The following is a 14663-nucleotide window of genomic DNA, read 5'->3' on the forward strand; positions in this document are numbered from 1 at the left end:
CGGGGCTCGTTGCATTTCCAGCAGGGTCGTAAAGGCCGCCAAGCCGGACCCTGGCGTACGCCGGAAGACCCCGAAACGAAAAACCCCGGCCAGTGCCGGGTTTTTTCATTGTCAGACGCTGCTCAGGCCCTAGAGGACCTGCAGATCGCCCAGGCCGTCCAGGTAGCGCTCGGCGTCCAGGGCGGCCATGCAGCCGGCACCGGCCGAGGTGATGGCCTGGCGATAAGTGTGGTCGGCCACGTCGCCGGCGGCGAACACGCCCGGTACGTTGGTGGCGGTGGCATTGGCCTCGCGACCGCCCTTCACCACCAGGTAGCCGTCGTGGCTGTCCAGCTGGCCTTCGAACAGCCCAGTGTTCGGCGTATGGCCGATGGCGACGAACAGACCGGCCACCTGCAGCTCTTCGGTACTGCCATCGTTGTTCTTGATCCGCACCCCGGTGACGCCCATGTTGTCACCCAGCACCTCGTCGACGCTGGCATTGAGCTTGAGCGCCATCTTGCCTTCGGCGACCCGGGCGCGCAGCTTGTCCTGCAGGATCTTCTCGGCGCGGAAGGTCTCGCGGCGGTGGATCAGGGTCACCTTGCTGGCGATGTTGGCCAGGTACAGGGCTTCCTCGACTGCGGTGTTGCCGCCGCCGACCACCGCCACCTCGCGGTTGCGATAGAAGAAGCCGTCGCAGGTGGCGCAGGCGGACACGCCCTTGCCCATGAAGGCTTCTTCGCTGGCCAGGCCCAGGTAGCGGGCGCTGGCGCCGGTGGCGATGATCAGGGCGTCGCAGGTGTAGGTGGCGCTGTCACCCTTGAGGGTGTAGGGCTTGCCACCGAAGTCCACGGCATTGATGTGGTCGAAGACGATCTCGGTCTCGAAGCGCTCGGCGTGCTCGCGCATCCGCTCCATCAGCGCCGGACCGGTCAGGTCGTGGGGATCGCCGGGCCAGTTGTCGACCTCGGTGGTGGTGGTCAGCTGGCCACCCATCTGCATGCCGGTGATCAGCAGCGGCTTGAGGTTGGCGCGGGCGGCATAGACCGCGGCCGTGTAACCGGCCGGACCGGAACCGAGGATGATGAGGCGCGAATGGCGCGAGGTGCTGGCTTCAGACATGACATTCTCCCTGCCGGGATCTCCGGCAGACCTAAGAGTAGAGAGGCCGACGCGCCCCATGGGCATGCCGGCCGGTGTGCGTGCGGAGCCGTTCCGCAGCGCCGGTCGCTCCTGGCGACGGCGCGACCGGCGCCGATAGGCGGACACCGGGTCCAGGGATGGGGCTCAGCCTAACGGGTGCCGCCCCTTCACAGAAGCGACCATTCTAAATCCAGACCATAGGGCGCGCCTATGTCGACCGCTGCGGCAATCGAGCCCTGAGGTAAGCTGTGCATTCCCGCCACCCGTCAGGAATCTTCATGGCTGTCGCTCCGCTGTCCGGCTCCGCCTATTTCGCCGAAGGGCTGCGCCTGGTGACTCGCCCCGGCATGCGCCGCTTCGTGGTCATCCCGCTCACCATCAACCTGCTGCTCTACGCGGCCATCCTCACCTTTGCCGTGCGCGGCTTCGAGGGTTGGCTGGAGCAGCTGATGCCGAGCCTGCCGGCCTGGGCGAGCTTCGTCGAATGGCTGCTCTGGCCACTGTTCGTGCTCCTGCTGCTGGCGATCATCTTCTTTACCTTCACCATGCTGGCCAACCTGGTGGCGGCGCCCTTCAACGGCTTTCTCGCGGAAAAGGTCGAGGTCATGGTACGCGGCCAGGACGATTTCCCGCCGTTCAATCTCGCCGAACTGGTCACCATGGTGCCGCGCACCCTGCAGCGTGAACTGCGCAAGCTGGGCTACTACCTGCCGCGTGCGCTGGGCCTGCTGGTGCTGACCTTCATCCCCGGTCTGAACCTGATCGCCGCGCCGCTGTGGATCCTGTTCGGCGTCTGGATGATGGCGGTGCAGTACATCGACTTCCCCGCCGACAACCACCAGCTGGATTTCCGCAGCATGCTCGCCTGGCTGCGCACCCGCCGCCTGCGCTGCCTGGGCTTTGGCGGGGTGACTTACCTAGCGCTGCTGGTGCCCGGGCTGAACGCCCTGTTCATGCCGGCGGCCGTGGCCGGGGCGACGCTGTTCTGGGTGCGTGAAGGAGGCGACAAGGCGCTGCTGGTGCGCGCCTGAGGAGCAGGTTCGTCGGACTGTCTGACGCAGGTTGGCGCTGAAACGGCGCCAGCGCCGAAGTCCAGCAGTCCTGGCTAAGCCAGCTCGTGATAACGCCGATCAAAGTACAGCAAGCCGCCTTCGCCACCCGGCTCGGCCACCCCCAGCACCTCGCAGAGCAGCAGATCGTGGCTGCCCACCGACTGCACCTCGGCGATGCGGCAGTCGCAGGCCACCAGGGCGCCGTCCAGCACCGGCGCCCCCGTGGCGAGGCGGGTCCAGCGCGCCGCGGCGAAGCGTTCGGCCATGGCGGCCTTGCCGCCGAAGAGGTTGGCCAGCGCCTGCTGGCCGGCGGCCAGGACGTTGACGCAGAGCACGCCGTTGGCGCTGAAGGCGGGGTGCACCGAGGCGCTGCGGTTAAGGCAGACCAGCAGGGTCGGCGGGGTATCGCTGACGCTGCACACGGCGGTGGCGGTAAAGCCGGCCAGGCCGGCCGGACCATCGGTGGTGACGAGGTTGACCGCGGCGCCCAGGCGCGCCATGGCCCCGCGAAAGAGGTCGCGTTCGACCGGGGCGGCGGGGCTGGCGGCGGACAGGGGCAAGGCATGGGCAACGGACATGGCGTTACGCCTCCAGGGCTTGGCTGAGATAGTCGAGCACCACCCGGTCGAAGGTGGCGGAATCGGTGACGCTGGAGGCGTGGCCGCCCCACTCCAGCAACTGGAAGCTGGCCCGGGGCAGACCCGCGGCCAGCCGCTGTGACGAGGTCCAGGGCACCAGGACATCGTCGCGGTTGGCCAGCACCAGGGTCGGCACCGGGATGCGCGCCAGCTCGGCGTCCAGGTCGAAGGCCAGTAGCGCGCCGATGCGCCGCAGGACATTGGCCTCGCCGGGGAAGTGCGCCAGGGCATGGGCTTCGTCGGCGGCCAGGCGCTCGCCGTGTTCGGCGATCCAGGTGGCCGGATAGAGAAAGATCGCCTGGGCCTGGACATAGGCCGCGGCGCCGCTGTCGCGCAGCAGGCGCTGGCGCAGGGCGAAGCAGCGCGCGGTATGCGGATTGGGTCGGCTCCAGGCATTGACCAGCACCTGGCGGCGGATCAGGCCTGGACGCAGCAGACTGGCCTGCAGGCCCACCAGACCGCCCAGGGCATGGCCCATGAACAGGCACTCGCGCAGTTCCAGGCGATCGGCCAGGGCCAGCAGGTCCTCGGCCATATGCTGGATGCGGTAATCCGCCGGCAGCTCGGCTGGACTCCTGCCGGTGCCGGTCTGGTCGTAGACCACCACCCGGAATCTTTCGCCAAGGGCCGCCAGCTGCGGCGCCCAGAAGGCCCCGGCGCCGCCCAGCCCGGAGCTGAGCAGCAGGGTCTCGGCCGCCGGGTCCTGGCGGCCATGGAGTTCGAAGTGCATGGGCGGTCCTCAGTGGTTCAGTGGTTCAGTGGTTCAGTGGTTCAGTGGTTGGGGCCTCCGTCACCCCAGCCCTCTCCCAGAGGGAGAGGGGTAGGTACGGAGCGGGAGCTAGCCGACATGGGCGATGCTGGCGATCTCGATCAGGGCGTCGGGCTTCACCAGGCCGCACTGGATGCAGTAGCGCGCCGGCTTCTCGCCGGGAAAGAATTCGGCGTACACCGCGTTGATGGCGGCGTAGTTCGCCCAGTCGGTGAGCATGATCATGTTGAAGGTGACGTCGGCCATGGAGCCGCCAGCCGCCTCCACCACGCCCTGGATGGTGGTGAGCACGTGGCGTGCCTGGGCGGCGGCGTCGCCGACGTGGACCACGTTGTTCTGGGCATCGAATGGCAGGGTGCCGGAGACATAGAGCACGCCATCGGCCAGGCTGCCGGGCACGAAGGGGGCGATGGGGGTACCGGTACCGGCGGGAATCACGGCTTGCTTGGGCATGGTGGCTCAGTCCTTGGCAAAGGTGGTGTGGAAGTCGGCGCAGCTGGCGACCCAGCCGAAGAAGGTCTCGATGTTGAACAGCGCGGCCTCGTGGGCCGCACGGGGCCCGGCCTGATGGCAGGCGTCGTGCAGGCAGACGCCGAAGTATTCGAGGAAGAAGCCGTCCCTCAGGGTCGACTCCACGCAAACGTTGGTGGCGACCCCGACGAACACCAGATTGCGGATGCCACGGGCACGCAACAGGCTGTCCAGGTTGGTGTTGTAGAAGCCGCTGTAGCGGGTCTTGGGCACCACCAGGTCCGCGGCCGCTGGTTGCAGTCGGTCGACCAGGGCATAGTCCCAGCCACCCCTGGCCAGCAGCTGCCCCTGCAGTTCGGGTCGCTTGCGCATGGTCTTGAGGGCATTGGACTTGTGCCAGTTGGGCGAACCCGGCCCGCCCGCCTCGCGATACTCCGGGTCCCAGCCATTCTGGAACCAGACCACCTGGATACCCGCGCCGCGCGCGGTCTCCACCACCGCGGCGACGTTCTCGATCACCGGGCCGGTGGCCGAGACATCGAAACCGGCCAGATCCAGGTAGCCACCCTGGCTGGCATAGGCGTTCTGCATATCCACCACGATCAGGGCGGTCTCGCTGGCCTTGAGCCGCAAGGGTTCAGGGCGCGCCGGCAGGGTCAGGGCTTCGCTATCGCCGTCAGGCAGGGCATAGCCCGCCAGGCTTTCCACAGCGTTCATCAGGCACTCTCCTTGAGCAGGTCGACGTGACGGCGGCTCTGCATCAGCGGCTGGATGCGCTCGCCGAAGTCGGTCACGCCCTGGACGAAGTCGTCGAAGGTCAGCAGCACCCCGCTGGCCCCGGGCACCTCGGCGATCTCGTCGAGCATCCGCGCCACGCTGGCGAAGGAACCCACCAGGGTGCCCATGTTGATGTTGACCGCCGAGGTCGGATCGGCCATCTGCCGTACATTGGTGTCGCTGCCGGACTTGGTGTCGGCGGCGGCCTGGGCGCCCAGCCAGGCGATGGCCTCCTCATCGGCACCGGCCTTGTAGTGCTCCCACTTGGCGCGGGCGGCCTCGTCGGTCTCGGCGGCGATGATCATGAACAGGGCGATGGAAGAGACCTCGCGCCCGGTCTTGGCGGTGGCCGCCTGCAGCCGCTCCACCGCCGGGGCGAAGGCCTTGGGCGTGTTGACGCCCTTGCCGAAGACGAAGCTGTAGTCGGCGTGTTCGGCGGCAAAGGCCAGGCCGGCGTCGCTCGCCCCGGCGCAGACGATCTCCATGGGCGCCTGAGGCTGGGGACTGACCCGGCAGTCCTCCATGCGGAAGTGCGCGCCCTGGAAGTCCGACTGGCCGGTACCCCAGAGGTCGCGCAGCACCTGGGCGTATTCACCGAGGTATTGATAGCGGCTGGCGAAGAACTCGTCCCCCGGCCAGAGCCCCATCTGGCTGTATTCGGGTTTCTGCCAGCCGGTGACCAGATTGACGCCGAAGCGGCCGCCGGAAATGCAGTCGATGGTGGCGGCCATGCGCGCGACGATGGCCGGCGGCAGGGTCAGGGTCGCGGCGGTGGCGAACAGCTTGATGCGCGAAGTCACCGCCGCCAGCCCGGCCATGAGGGTGAAGGACTCCAGGTTGTGGTCCCAGAATTCGGTCTTACCGCCGAAGCCGCGCAGCTTGATCATCGACAGGGCGAAGTCGAAGCCGTAGTGCTCGGCGCGCTGCACGATCTCGCGATTCAGCTCGAAGGTGGGCCGGTACTGGGGCGCGTTTTCCGACAGCAGCCAGCCGTTGTTGCCGATGGGAATGAAGACACCGATGTTCATCGCTCGCACTCTCCCGCAGTCAGGAATCGAGGCGCATCGAGATGCGCCGTGGCTGCAGGATCGGAGCAGAAAGCTTGCCAAGTCTTGAAATTTCAAGCCAATCAAACACTTGGGGAAAACCTCGAAATATATCCAGACCATTTGGTCCAGATCAGAGCACCTAGTTTGTGCAAGGCGCCCGAATCCGGGGCATGCAGGATGTCGGGCCATGCTAGAGTTTGGAGACCGGCGAGCTACCCTCTGGCATCCGCCGACGATTCGTCACCAGGAAGGTGCGAATCTCAATGACCGCACCTGAAGCTGTCCCTCCCGCTCGTCCAGCGGTCGGTCCGCGTCAGATGTCCATGCAGGCCCAAGGAGCAGTTCGTGAGTCAGGCCAGTGATCCTCCGCCGCGCAAGCCGCGTCAACCCAGCCCTGCCGCCCAGCAACGCCGGCAGCGTCAGATAGAAGCCAAGCGCGCCCAGATCCTCGGCGCCGCGCTCGATATCTTTTCCCGCTTCGGCCTGCACGGCGCCAGCCTGGATCAGGTGGCCCTGCAGGCAGACGTCTCCAAGACCAACCTGCTCTACTATTTCAGCAGCAAGGAAGATCTCTATGTCGCCGTGCTGCGCCAGCTGCTGGCGACCTGGCTGAGTCCCCTGCGCACCTTCAGCGAGGACCAGGATCCCCTCGACGCCCTGCGCGGCTATCTGCGCCATAAGCTGGAGATGTCCCGCGACTATCCCGCCGAGTCCCGGCTGTTCTGCCTGGAGATGGTCCAGGGCGCGCCGCTGCTGCTGCCGGAATTGCAGGGCAGCCTGCACGACCTGATAGACGAGAAGGCCCGGGTGATCCGTACCTGGATCGATGCCGGCCGGCTGGCACCGGTGGATCCGTACCAGCTGCTGTTCAGCTTCTGGGCCACCACCCAGCACTATGCGGACTTCAGGGTCCAGGTGCAGGCACTCTGTGGCCGTACCCTGCAGGATCCAGCCTTCTTCGACGAGGTTCTGCAAGGCCTGGAAACCCTGCTCATCGACGGGCTGCGCCCGCGCTTGAGAGGCTGAAACCCGGCTCAGGGCGCCAGGAAGAAGTCGGCGAACAACTCGCTCAGTCTCGGCCAGAGCGGCGCCGGCAGGTCGTGGGCCATGTCGGGTATCAGCTCGAAGCGGGCACCGGGAATGGCCCGGGCCACGGCGCGGCCACAGGCCGGACGCAACAGCGGATCCCGCGCCCCATGGACCACCAGGGTCGGCGCCTGGATGCGCTGGGCAAAGGGCCACAGATCGCCGCTGCCGAGCAGGGCGAACAGCTGCCGCTGCACCCCGTCCACATCCACGCCGCGCGCCAGGATCCGTTGCACCAGCCGTTCGAGATCCACCTCGCTCTGGCGATACCGCGGGCTCTCGATGCCGCGCAGCAGGGCCTTTTGCCGGGCGAGCGCCGCTTCCGCCGGCAGATCGGCCGGCGGCCGCAGCAGCAGGCTGCCAAGCAGCCTGAACGAGGGCGGCGGCAACAGCGGCTGATTGGTCGAGGAGAACAGGATGCCGAGCCGCGCGACCCGCTGCGGCCAGTCGGCGGCGAGGATCTGGGCGATCATGCCGCCCATGGAGCCGCCCAGCACGAAAGCGCGCTCCAGCCCCAGGTGATCGAGCAACCCGACCGCATCGGCGGCCATGGCTTCCAGGCGATAGGGCACCGCACTGGGCTTGCCCAGTTGCGCCCGCGCCAGCACCGGCCACAGCGAAGGCGGCCGTCCACCCGGCCAGCTCAGCCGCGAGGACTGGCCGACATCGCGATTGTCGAAACGGATCACCCGCAGGCCCCGGCGCACCAGGGCCTCGCAGAAGCCTTCCGGCCAGAGCAGCAACTGGGCGCCAAAGCCCATGATCAGCAGCAGCGCCGGATCGGCGGGATTGCCCCAGTCCTCGTAGGCCAGTTCGAGAGCACCGACCCGGGCGCGACCTTCACGTATGTCCATGGCTCCCCCGCGGAATGGGTAAAGGGTCATGCTACCCCAAGGCCGGCGCGGCGAAAGCGGCAGAACCCGGCGGTCACGCAGCGGAGCTGCGCTATGCTCGGGCAGACCTCCTCCAGAGACCATCGCCATGCCCGCAGCGCCCCTGGACTACCACCTGACCGACGAAGCGCGCGAAGACCTGCGCCAGGCCATCGCCGCGCCGCTGAGACGCTACAACGACAGCCAGGCTGGCCCAAGCGGCTACCGGGCCCTGGTCATCAGCCTGACCCGTGGCGGCGAATCCCTCGGCGGCCTCTGGGGCTACACCAGCTATGGCTGGCTCTATGTGCAGTTGCTGGCGGTGGAGGAAGTCGCCCGCGGCCAGGGCGCCGGCCGCGAGTTGCTGCGGCGCGCCGAGGCCGAAGCCCTGGCCCGCGGCTGCCACGGCGCCTGGCTCGACACCCATGAATTCCAGGCCCGCGGCTTCTACGAGCGGCTGGGCTACGAGGTGTTCGGCGAACTGGGAGACTATCCGCCGGGCTTTGCGCGGTACTTCTTGCGCAAGACACTGTGCCGATCGGCCGATTAGCGAGGGACCATGCGCGCTTTCCTGTTTCAAACGCTGGGTCTGGTAACGCTGTTGGCGCTGGCAGGCAATAGCCTGGCCGACCCTGGCATCAAGGTGATCGATGAGCGCGGCTGCCTGCTAGGCCTCACCACGGGCGGGCAAACTCGGACTCAGCCAACGCTGGACTTTGTCGGTGCCCACTACGATGAGCCAGGGATACGTCGGGAAGTGCTCTTGCAGATGGCGCAGACCGCCCTGGCCGCCGGCTGCCTGGCCGATGAGCCGGTCGATACCGGCGGCCTGACGCCACTCAACGCCGCCATCCTCTTCAATCGGCCGGACCTGGTCGCGCTGCTGTTGCGCTACGGTGCTGATCCGCAGCGACCTATCCGGCGTCCGGGCAAGGCGTCGGATGGTTGGAATTCCTATCAGCTGCAGGGCTTTCTAAAACAGAAACGGCCCCTCGATCGCAGTGCCATCGACCGCCTGCTGGACGAGCACCGTCAACGCAGCGCGCGCCCCTGACCGCTACAACGCCGTCAGGAAATTCCCTACCTGCGCATTTTCCTCGCCACCCTCCAGCAGCGGCACCTCGGCTTCGTCCTTGAGTTGCACGCCGGAGAGCTTGCGGCGATCCGCTTCGCGCATCAGGTAGAGCAGCTTGTGCGCCGCCAGGCCATAGGCGAGGCCTTCCAGGCGCACATTGGAGATGCAGTTGCGATAGGCGTCGTTGAGGCCCGGCCGTGGGCCGTAGGTGAAGTAGAGGCCAAGGCTGTCGGGCGAGCTGAGACCGGGGCGCTCGCCGATCAGCATCACCAGCAGGCGCGCCTTGAGCAGCCCGCCGATTTCATCACCCACGGCCACCCGGCCCTGCTCCACCAGGGTCACCGGCGCCCAGCGCCAGCCCTCGGCCTCGGCCTGGTCGGCCAGGCGCTCCAGGAACGGCAGCGCATGGCGATGCACCGCCAGGGCCGAGAGGCCATCGGCGATGACCACGGCGACGTCGAAGCCCTCGGGATGCTCGGCGGCATAGGCGCCGAGTTCGCGAGCGGACTCCGCGGACAACTTGCGTCCCAGATCCGGCCGTTGCAGATAGGTGTGGCGATCCGGCGCGGCGCTCTTCAGTACCAGGGTCTCGCGGCCCTGGGCGGCCAGGCCCTCACGCAGCGCCTGGTGATCGAAGGCCAGGTGCACCGCATCGCGGGCCTGGGCGTGGGCGGCCTGGAAGTCCAGCTGGGCCGACGTCGGCAGACTGGTGCCGGCCCGGCCGAGGGCGATGCGCGCCGGGGTGAGGCGCCGCAATTCGGCCCAGGGGTCGGGGCGGGCGGTGTCGTTGGGGTTCATGGGCAAGACTCCTGAGCGATTCGGTGTCTGTCTGGAAAGGCTATCGCGGCCATGGCGGTCCGCCGATGCGGCCGCTCCTACAGGGATAGACGCTCTCGTAGGAGCGGTCGCTACGGCGCACCGGCATGGCCGCGATAACCGCAACGCCTCTACAACTGCGCCAGCGCCCGCTGGAACGGCGCCGGCAAGCCCTCGCCCAGGCGGAAGCGGCCGTCTTCCAGGCGCAGGATGCCCAGGCGGTCGAGCCAGGCGGCGAATTCCGGCGCCGGCTGCAGGCCCAGCACCTGGCGGGCGTAGAGGGCGTCGTGGAAGGAGGTGGTCTGGTAGTTGAGCATCACGTCGTCCGAGCCCGGGATGCCCATGATGAAGTTGATGCCCGCCGCGCCCAGCAGGGTCAGCAGCATGTCCATGTCGTCCTGGTCGGCCTCGGCATGGTTGGTGTAGCAGATGTCGCAACCCATGGGCACGCCGAGCAGCTTGCCGCAGAAGTGATCCTCCAGCCCGGCGCGGATGATCTGCTTGCCGTTGTAGAGGTACTCGGGGCCGATGAAGCCGACCACGGTGTTCACCAGCAGCGGTTTGAATTGACGAGCCACGGCGTAGGCGCGCACCTCGCAGGTCTGCTGATCGACGCCATGGTGGGCACCCGCCGAGAGGGCGCTGCCCTGCCCGGTCTCGAAATACATGAGGTTGTCGCCCAGGCTGCCACGGCGTTGCGACAACCCGGCCTCGTAGCCTTCCTGCAACAGCGCTAGGCTGATGCCGAAGCTTTCGTTGGCGCCATGGGTCCCGGCGATGGACTGGAACACCAGGTCCACCGGTGCGCCGCGCTCGATGGCGGCGATGCTGGTGGTGACGTGGGTCAGCACGCAGGACTGGGTTGGGATCTCGTAGCGCTGGATCACGGCGTCGAGCATCTTCAGCAGTTCGCAGATGCCGCTGGTGCTGTCGGTGGCCGGGTTGATGCCGATCACCGCATCGCCGTTGCCATAGAGCAGACCGTCGAGAACGCTGGCGGCGATGCCGGCCGGATCGTCGGTGGGATGATTGGGCTGCAGCCGGGTCGACAGCCGTCCACGCAGGCCAATGGTATTGCGAAAGCGGGTCACCACCCGGACCTTCTGCGCCACCAGGATCAGGTCCTGGATGCGCATGATCTTGGACACCGCGGCGACCATTTCCGGGGTCAGTCCCGGCGCCAGGGCGGCGAGACTGGTCTCGTCGGCCGCCGCACCCAGCAGCCAGTCGCGGAAGCCGCCCACGGTGAGGTGGGCGACCGGGGCGAAGGCCTGGGCGTCGTGGCTGTCCAGGATCAGCCGGGTGACCTCGTCGGCCTCGTAGGGGATCACCGCCTCGCTGAGAAAGTGCTTGAGCGGCACTTCTGCCAGCGCCATCTGCGCTGCCACCCGCTCCACGTCGCTGCCGGCGGCGACCCCGGCCAGGACGTCCCCGGAACGCGCCGGGGTGGCCTTGGCCAGCAGTTCCTTGAGATCGGCGAAGCGCCAGGTCTGGCCACCCACGCTGTGCTGGAAACCGCTCATGCTACCTCCTCGGGTTGCGCTGCGCCGAGCCTGTTCAAAGGCTCGCGAGCTAGAGACAAACAAGGCGAACATGGCTGAGGAAGCGGATCGGACTCGCGCTCGAGTTTACGAGTGGTAAATGAGCATTCCGAAACCATTTTCAACGCCGTTTGGCCGACGCGCAGCAGACTTTCAACAGGCTCTCAGGCCTCGCCGAAGGCGGCGTCGGGTGCAATGTCGCCCTGTCTACGGCTGAGACCGCAGACCAGCGCGCCTATCACCATCAGCACCACGAAGACGCTGGCGATTACCGGGTTGTACCAGACCATGGCGACCAGGCAGACCACCGCCAGCACCAGGGCGATGGCCGGCACCACCGGATAGCCGGGGGCGCGGAAGGTACGCTCCAGGTTCGGCTCGCTACGGCGCAGCTTGAACAGACTGAGCATGCTCATGATGTACATGACGATGGCGCCGAATACGCTCATGGTGATCATGGCGGCGGTCAGGGTCAGGCCCTGCAGGCTGATCACGCCGTCGCTGAAGATCGCGGCGATGCCCACCACGCCACCCGCGAGCACCGCCCGGTGCGGGGTCTGGAAGCGCGACAGCTTGGCCAGGCCGCGGGGCAGGAAGCCGGCGCGAGCCAGGGCGAAGAATTGCCGGGAATAGCCGAGGATGATGCCGTGGAAGCTGGCCACCAGGCCGAACAGGCCGATGCCCACCAGCAGGTGCAGCCACACCGAACCCTCGCCCACCACGCCCTTCATGGCCTGCGGCAGCGGGTCGTTGATATTGGACAGGGCGCGCCAGTCGCCCACCCCGCCGGCAAAGATCATCACGCCGATGGCCAGGGTCACCAGGGTGAGGATGCCGGCGATGTAGGCCTTGGGAATGGTCCGCTTGGGGTCCTTGGCTTCCTCGGCGGCCATGGCCGCGCCCTCGATGGCGAGAAAGAACCAGATGGCGAAGGGAATGGCGGCGAACATGCCGCCCACCGCGGCCAGGGAGAACTGGTCCTGGCCCGCCCAGCCACCGCTGGTGAAGTTGGCCACACTGAAGCCCGGCGCCACCACCCCCATGAAGATCAGCAGCTCGATCACCGCCAGCACCGTGACCACCAGCTCGAAGGTAGCGGCAATGCTCACCCCGAGGATGTTCAGCGTCATGAAGATGAAATAGGCCGCTACCGCACAGAGCTTGGGATCGAGGGTGGGAAACTGCACGTTGAGGTAGGCGCCGATGGCCATGGCGATGGCCGGCGGCGCGAAGACGAATTCGATCAGGGTGGCGATGCCGGCGATGGTGCCCCCGGTGGGACCGAAGGCGCGCCGGCTGTAGGCGAAGGGCCCGCCGGCGTGGGGAATGGCGGTGGTCAGTTCGGTGAAGCTGAAGATGAAGCAGGTGTACATCACCGCCACCACCAGCGCGGTGATCAGAAAGCCCAGGGTCCCGGCGACACCCCAGCCGTAGCTCCAGCCGAAGTATTCCCCGGAGATCACCAGCCCCACGGCGATGCCCCAGAGGTGCAGGGTGCCGAGGGTCGGCTTGAGTTTCTCGTTGGTCATGACAGGCCACTCCCCGTGTAGCGACGTGATCCGAATGGGTCACCGCGATCCCGCGATGCCCGGCTTTTTCGAGCTTAAACAGCTCGGGGCCGTGCCGACTTGACCGCTTGGCACGGTCGTCGTGACCTCGGGTCAAGTCGGCGTTACCCCTCTTCCCAGGGTGCTACCCGGGACCGCACCACGCTGGTGCGATGCCCGATCACTCGCCCCGCGATGAAGCACGCCAAGAGGCTGATTAGCGTGAAGCCCTCGGCGTTCCAGCTCCACTGGAGGATCGCTTTCCACCCCGGGGCACAGCCTTTGCTTCATTCATGCCGATCTCCTCCCTGGACCCGCACCATGCCCCTGGCCGCCTCCGGCGTCGCCGCCCTTACCTCACCGTCGCGCAACCTCGGCGTGCTCTCCGCCGCCGCCAGCGGCCTGGACGCCGTCATCACCAGCCACGGCGGTGACGTCGATCGCATCTTCGGCACCGCCGGCATCGATCCCGAACAGCTGCAGCACCCGACGCTGAGCCTCGGTTTGGGCAACTACTGCCGGGTTCTGGAAGAGGCCGCCGCCCAGTCCGGCTGCGACAATTTCGGCCTGCACTACGGCGGGCAATTCAAGCCGCAGATGCTCGGCCTGCTGGGCTACGTGGGGCTCTGCTCACCCACTGCCGAGGCGGCGCTGCAGAACTTCGCCGGCGCCTTTCCCTTCCACCAGCACAGCACCCTGATCCAGCTGGTGGACGCCGGTGAGTGCTGGCGCTTCGACTACCAGGTACGCCACGGCGCCATCGTCGCCCGCCGCCAGGACGCCGAGCTGACCCTGGGCATGCTGCTCAACCTGCTGCGCCATGTGCTCGGGCCCACCTGGGCGCCGCGCGCGGTGCAGTTCGAACACCCGCGTCCCGAGGGCTGGCACGAGCACCGCCGACTGTTCGATGCCCCGGTCAGCTTCGGCCAGCCGTGCAACGCCATGCTGGTGCCCAAGGCCGACCTGCGCGACCGCGCCATGCCCGACCATGATCCGCTGCTCCTGCTGGTGGTGCAGGACGCCATCCGCCAACTCGGCCAGCGCCTGCCGCAGATGGAACTGCTCGAAGAGGTCCGTGCCTCGGTGCGCCTGGCGCTGCCCCTGGGCGAGCCCAGCCTGGAGTCCATCGCCCAGCGCCTGGACCTCTCCACCAGCCAGCTGCAACGGCGCCTGCGCGATCAGGGCGCGAGCTTCTCGGCGCTGGTCGAGGGCGTCCGCCGCGACCTGGCGCAGCATTACCTGCGGCAGCGGCTGCCGGTCAGCGACCTGGCGCCGCTGCTGGGCTATTCGGAGACGAGTGCCTTTTCGCGAGCGTTTCGGCGGTGGTTTCAGGTGAGTCCGCGGCAGTGGCGGCAGCAGGCGTAGGTTGGCGCGGAGCGGAGCGAAGCTCAACATTGCAAGGGTCCTGTAATTACTTGGTTTGTCGGTGCCCCAGTTGCTTATCGTGGTCTATTGGTGGCGCTTGTTTCGCCTGGCCGGCGACTTACTTTTCTTTGCTTGCGGATCGCCGCCCGGTGCAAAGAAAAGTAAGCGAAAGAAAGCACACCCCACGTTTCGGCCCTCCGCTACGCTCCGGGTCCCCTCGCTCCGGCGCTGCTCCGGAGGCAACGGCACGAAGGGGCTTCCTGCCCCTCGCGCCTTGCTCGGCGTCCTGCCTCGCATCCCCCTCCACAACACCTGCGCTCGGCCTCACTGACGGGGACGGGGCGCCAGCCTGGGAACTCGGTGTTCAAAGTATCTGTAGCGTGGAAAATCGCGTAGCGTTTTCCACTGTGCGAAGTGTTGAACATGGTGGACAAGGCTTCGCCGTTGTCCACGCTACGGACGGTTATGGCTCTTCAACTA

At 67.3% G+C, this 14663-nt stretch carries 15 protein-coding genes; 5 read left to right on the forward strand and 10 right to left on the reverse strand.

The window, feature by feature from the left end; all coding sequences use genetic code 11:
• Positions 1-129: 129 nt before the first annotated feature.
• On the reverse strand, positions 130-1104 hold the full coding sequence (gene trxB / locus GSQ95_RS13610; protein ID WP_133862163.1) for a thioredoxin-disulfide reductase: 975 nt from the start codon (positions 1102-1104) through the stop codon (positions 130-132).
• A 299-nt stretch (positions 1105-1403) separates the two neighbouring features.
• Here trxB and cysZ point away from each other — a divergent pair, with 299 nt between their 5' ends.
• Positions 1404-2156 carry a sulfate transporter CysZ gene (gene cysZ / locus GSQ95_RS13615; RefSeq protein ID WP_133862164.1) on the forward strand — a complete coding sequence of 251 codons (753 nt, stop codon included), beginning with the start codon at positions 1404-1406 and terminating at the stop codon, positions 2154-2156.
• A gap of 74 nt (positions 2157-2230) precedes the next feature.
• Here the strand turns inward: cysZ and GSQ95_RS13620 are convergent, their stop codons facing one another.
• The 5 genes from GSQ95_RS13620 to rutA form a co-directional block, all read right to left on the reverse strand.
• Positions 2231-2755, reverse strand: coding sequence for a flavin reductase (locus GSQ95_RS13620; protein WP_158893643.1), 525 nt, complete (start codon positions 2753-2755; stop codon positions 2231-2233).
• Between the two features lie 4 nt (positions 2756-2759).
• On the reverse strand, positions 2760-3545 hold the full coding sequence (rutD, locus tag GSQ95_RS13625; protein WP_158893641.1) for a pyrimidine utilization protein D: 786 nt from the start codon (positions 3543-3545) through the stop codon (positions 2760-2762).
• A 108-nt stretch (positions 3546-3653) separates the two neighbouring features.
• Positions 3654-4037, reverse strand: a complete 384-nt coding sequence (gene rutC / locus GSQ95_RS13630; RefSeq protein ID WP_017642623.1) for a pyrimidine utilization protein C — start codon at positions 4035-4037, stop codon at positions 3654-3656.
• A 6-nt stretch (positions 4038-4043) separates the two neighbouring features.
• Entirely contained in the window at positions 4044-4772 is a 729-nt protein-coding gene (gene rutB, locus GSQ95_RS13635; RefSeq protein WP_158893639.1) for a pyrimidine utilization protein B, read from the reverse strand.
• Positions 4772-5860, reverse strand: coding sequence for a pyrimidine utilization protein A (rutA, locus tag GSQ95_RS13640; protein ID WP_027600944.1), 1089 nt, complete (start codon positions 5858-5860; stop codon positions 4772-4774). Before rutA ends, rutB begins: the two co-directional genes overlap by 1 nt.
• 366 nt (positions 5861-6226) lie before the next feature.
• Here rutA and rutR point away from each other — a divergent pair, with 366 nt between their 5' ends.
• Positions 6227-6907 (forward strand): HTH-type transcriptional regulator RutR, encoded by a 681-nt coding sequence (gene rutR, locus GSQ95_RS13645; protein ID WP_158893637.1) that lies wholly within the window; start codon positions 6227-6229, stop codon positions 6905-6907.
• A gap of 8 nt (positions 6908-6915) precedes the next feature.
• Here rutR and GSQ95_RS13650 read toward each other — a convergent pair whose 3' ends face one another.
• On the reverse strand, positions 6916-7821 hold the full coding sequence (locus GSQ95_RS13650) for an alpha/beta fold hydrolase (protein WP_158893635.1): 906 nt from the start codon (positions 7819-7821) through the stop codon (positions 6916-6918).
• Between the two features lie 127 nt (positions 7822-7948).
• Between GSQ95_RS13650 and GSQ95_RS13655 the strand changes: the two genes are divergently transcribed.
• Together GSQ95_RS13655 and GSQ95_RS13660 are read left to right on the forward strand one after the other, a co-directional pair.
• The gene (locus GSQ95_RS13655) at positions 7949-8389 is read left to right on the forward strand and encodes an N-acetyltransferase (RefSeq protein ID WP_158893633.1); all 441 of its coding nucleotides are present in this window, start codon (positions 7949-7951) and stop codon (positions 8387-8389) included.
• Positions 8390-8398: 9 nt separating this feature from the next.
• Entirely contained in the window at positions 8399-8893 is a 495-nt protein-coding gene (locus GSQ95_RS13660) for a hypothetical protein (RefSeq protein WP_158893631.1), read from the forward strand.
• A 3-nt stretch (positions 8894-8896) separates the two neighbouring features.
• Here GSQ95_RS13660 and eutC read toward each other — a convergent pair whose 3' ends face one another.
• The 3 genes from eutC to eat all read right to left on the reverse strand — a co-directional run bounded on the left by eutC (position 8897) and on the right by eat (position 12800).
• On the reverse strand, positions 8897-9712 hold the full coding sequence (gene eutC, locus GSQ95_RS13665) for an ethanolamine ammonia-lyase subunit EutC (RefSeq protein ID WP_158893629.1): 816 nt from the start codon (positions 9710-9712) through the stop codon (positions 8897-8899).
• A 149-nt stretch (positions 9713-9861) separates the two neighbouring features.
• Entirely contained in the window at positions 9862-11253 is a 1392-nt protein-coding gene (locus tag GSQ95_RS13670; RefSeq protein ID WP_158896929.1) for an ethanolamine ammonia-lyase subunit EutB, read from the reverse strand.
• Between the two features lie 182 nt (positions 11254-11435).
• Positions 11436-12800, reverse strand: coding sequence for an ethanolamine permease (gene eat / locus GSQ95_RS13675; protein WP_158896930.1), 1365 nt, complete (start codon positions 12798-12800; stop codon positions 11436-11438).
• Between the two features lie 339 nt (positions 12801-13139).
• Here eat and GSQ95_RS13680 point away from each other — a divergent pair, with 339 nt between their 5' ends.
• Positions 13140-14183, forward strand: coding sequence for an AraC family transcriptional regulator (locus GSQ95_RS13680; RefSeq protein ID WP_158896931.1), 1044 nt, complete (start codon positions 13140-13142; stop codon positions 14181-14183).
• The last annotated feature ends 480 nt before the right edge of the window (positions 14184-14663 follow it).

The sequence above is a fragment of the Pseudomonas sp. BAV 4579 genome, from assembly GCF_009765395.1.
In the GTDB taxonomy this organism is placed as follows: Bacteria; Pseudomonadota; Gammaproteobacteria; order Pseudomonadales; family Pseudomonadaceae; genus Chryseomonas; species Chryseomonas aestiva.

Excerpts from the sequence above, each read along its gene's own strand:
- trxB (WP_133862163.1), bottom strand. The coding sequence starts at position 1,104 with ATGTCTGAAGCCAGCACCTCGCGCCATTCGCGCCTCATCATCCTCGGT.
- cysZ (WP_133862164.1), top strand. The coding sequence starts at position 1,404 with ATGGCTGTCGCTCCGCTGTCCGGCTCCGCCTATTTCGCCGAAGGGCTG.
- GSQ95_RS13620 (WP_158893643.1), bottom strand. The coding sequence starts at position 2,755 with ATGTCCGTTGCCCATGCCTTGCCCCTGTCCGCCGCCAGCCCCGCCGCC.
- rutD (WP_158893641.1), bottom strand. The coding sequence starts at position 3,545 with ATGCACTTCGAACTCCATGGCCGCCAGGACCCGGCGGCCGAGACCCTG.
- rutC (WP_017642623.1), bottom strand. The coding sequence starts at position 4,037 with ATGCCCAAGCAAGCCGTGATTCCCGCCGGTACCGGTACCCCCATCGCC.
- rutB (WP_158893639.1), bottom strand. The coding sequence starts at position 4,772 with ATGAACGCTGTGGAAAGCCTGGCGGGCTATGCCCTGCCTGACGGCGAT.
- rutA (WP_027600944.1), bottom strand. The coding sequence starts at position 5,860 with ATGAACATCGGTGTCTTCATTCCCATCGGCAACAACGGCTGGCTGCTG.
- GSQ95_RS13650 (WP_158893635.1), bottom strand. The coding sequence starts at position 7,821 with ATGGACATACGTGAAGGTCGCGCCCGGGTCGGTGCTCTCGAACTGGCC.
- GSQ95_RS13655 (WP_158893633.1), top strand. The coding sequence starts at position 7,949 with ATGCCCGCAGCGCCCCTGGACTACCACCTGACCGACGAAGCGCGCGAA.
- GSQ95_RS13660 (WP_158893631.1), top strand. The coding sequence starts at position 8,399 with ATGCGCGCTTTCCTGTTTCAAACGCTGGGTCTGGTAACGCTGTTGGCG.
- eutC (WP_158893629.1), bottom strand. The coding sequence starts at position 9,712 with ATGAACCCCAACGACACCGCCCGCCCCGACCCCTGGGCCGAATTGCGG.
- GSQ95_RS13670 (WP_158896929.1), bottom strand. The coding sequence starts at position 11,253 with ATGAGCGGTTTCCAGCACAGCGTGGGTGGCCAGACCTGGCGCTTCGCC.
- eat (WP_158896930.1), bottom strand. The coding sequence starts at position 12,800 with ATGACCAACGAGAAACTCAAGCCGACCCTCGGCACCCTGCACCTCTGG.
- GSQ95_RS13680 (WP_158896931.1), top strand. The coding sequence starts at position 13,140 with ATGCCCCTGGCCGCCTCCGGCGTCGCCGCCCTTACCTCACCGTCGCGC.